This window comes from Pseudomonas sp. 43NM1 (assembly GCF_002836905.1).
In the GTDB taxonomy this organism is placed as follows: Bacteria; Pseudomonadota; Gammaproteobacteria; order Pseudomonadales; family Pseudomonadaceae; genus Aquipseudomonas; species Aquipseudomonas prosekii.
In genome coordinates, this window is record NZ_MKGS01000106.1 from 1 (window position 1) to 2,138 (window position 2,138).

The 2,138-nt window shown below is 57.0% G+C and carries 3 protein-coding genes; 2 read left to right on the forward strand and 1 reads right to left on the reverse strand.

The annotated features are described in order from the left end of the window. Nucleotides 1-155 precede the first annotated feature (155 nt). Nucleotides 156-566, forward strand: a complete 411-nt coding sequence (locus BI292_RS10050) for an MbcA/ParS/Xre antitoxin family protein (RefSeq protein ID WP_092274840.1) — start codon at nt 156-158, stop codon at nt 564-566. Then, nucleotides 566-1,243, forward strand: coding sequence for an RES family NAD+ phosphorylase (locus tag BI292_RS10055; protein WP_101207788.1), 678 nt, complete (start codon nt 566-568; stop codon nt 1,241-1,243). Before BI292_RS10050 ends, BI292_RS10055 begins: the two co-directional genes overlap by 1 nt. Before the next feature lie 136 nt (nt 1,244-1,379). Here the strand turns inward: BI292_RS10055 and BI292_RS10060 are convergent, their stop codons facing one another. After that, nucleotides 1,380-1,673, reverse strand: a complete 294-nt coding sequence (locus BI292_RS10060; RefSeq protein ID WP_092274834.1) for a DUF3077 domain-containing protein — start codon at nt 1,671-1,673, stop codon at nt 1,380-1,382. Between the last annotated feature and the right edge of the window lie 465 nt (nt 1,674-2,138).

Genomic DNA, 2,138 nt, shown 5'->3' on the forward strand with positions numbered 1-2,138 from the left:
GGTGGGGGTGATTGGGGTCAAATAAAATGTTGGGTATGCGGGCATGACTCTGCACCTCCTGAACGACTTCAGAATTCGTTCCCGAATAAAATATTCCTAATCCTCCATTTCTGTACTAGTCTCAGGTCACAATATTCCAAAAGCAGGCCCATCAAATGCCTACCTCCTCCACAGCCCAAACCCCGGAACAACAACTCGACACTGCCGAAGCCGGCCGTGTTGCGCTCAAGTTCTTCTTCAATCTCATGGAGCGTTGGGGCTGCAGCGCCGAGCAGCAACGCACGTTGCTGGGCAAAGTCGGCAACACCACGTTCTACAAGTACAAACATCTGCCGCCGAATGTGCGTTTGCCCCGTGACACGCTCGAGCGGATTTCCTATCTCATGGGCATTCACAAGGCGTTGAGCATCATCTTCAGCAACAGCCGCGAGCGCGTTTACAAATGGGTCAGCAGCCCGAATACCGCCGCGCCGTTCAATGGCCAGACCGCGCTGGATTACATGCTGGTCGGCCGCGTCGTCGACATCGCTGACGTGCGCCGCTACCTCGACGGAGTGCGCGGTTGATGGCGCCGGAACTGGTCGAGCCGCAGTGGCCGCGGGCCTATCGGATCGTCAACAGCTGCTTCCCGCCGATCTCGTTGTTCGAAGACGTGCTCGATCCCGAAGACCTGCCCACGGCCTACGCCCTCGAAGCGCTGACCAACGATCGATTGATGGAAGAGGCCGGCGTGCTGTCGCGCGTTCGTCCCGAAGACCGAATCTCCGGCCCCGGCTCCACGCCGGTCATGGCCGCGTTCACCCACATCGGCAAAAGCAGCCGCTTCACCGACGGCACCTTCGGCGTTTACTACGCCGCCAGCAGCCAGGCTGCGGCGATTGCTGAAACGAGCTACCACCAGGAACGGTTTCTCGCTGCCACCAACGAGCCGGACCTTGAGTTGACGATGCGCACTTACGTCAACACAGTGTTGAAACCGTTACACGATGTCCGCCACAACTACCCGCAACTGCATGATCCTGATACCAGCGCTTATGGACCGTCGCAGGCGTTCGCCCGCCAACTGCGCGAAACCCTGTCGTGGGGGCTGCTGTACAACAGCGTGCGCTTGCCGGGGCATGAATGTGTCGCAGCGTTTCGTCCTCCGGCAGTGTCGATTCCGAAGCAGGGGAAGCACATTCGGTATGTGTGGAGTGCGAGCAGTCTTAGGATTTCGTTTGTGTTTGAGGTGAGTGAGGTTTGAGTTTTAACGGCGAGACAGTGGTGGGCAGGGGAGGAGCGGGTGGTTCGATAATCGTTTTTATGAAAAAAATCTTTTATTTAGCGCTGTGTAAAAGAGCCCCGATCAGTTCGGGGCTTTTTCATGCGGGCAGAAAGATTTACGAAACGACGTCAGCGCCGCGATTATTCCCCGGCGCTTCGAGCACCTTCACCACGTCATCAATGATCGCTTTGCTCATGTCCTGCAAATAATACGAAGCCCAGGCATGCCGGTCGGTTTCGCGATCCATGGCCGCATCCGAAGCGAGCATTTTGGCGACGTGGAGCAGGTTGGAGGCGTGAGTCAGGGCTTCGATCACAGGAACTCCGGCGTTGATGCGGAAGAGTGGTTCGTTGGCGTGGTAGGAAAACGGGGTGAGACCGATGGTTTTGAGGTCTTGGGGGATCGTCATTGGGCACCTCCGGTTTTTCGGCGGTGCTGAAGAATGACGGGCGAGGCGGTGGCGCAAGCTTTGAACCGATCTAAGGCAGGCATTAGCAAAAACTCCTGAATCAAAAGTTTGAGCTACCACGTTCGTTCTCAGGCGAATGGGTGGCAGCTATGCGCGGGCTGAGAAACCGGAGATACAGGAATCCGGCAGACCCGAAGGTCTCCCACGCACAGCCGCCATTACACGGGGATGCAGACACAAAAAAACGCCGGCAATCGTGATTTGGGGCGCTTGTGCGCCTGTATCTTACTTGGGTTCTCAGGCCCGGTCGCTGAATTGGCAGCGACGGCTTGAAGGTAGACGTCGGGCAGGGGATGCGCAATCGTGGCCAAGTGGTGGTTGTGTTACTGGATCTTGCCCTCCTCATCCGCCAGTGAATACGCACTACCCAGCCCCGAGAATCATTACACCAAGTAACTAATGTAG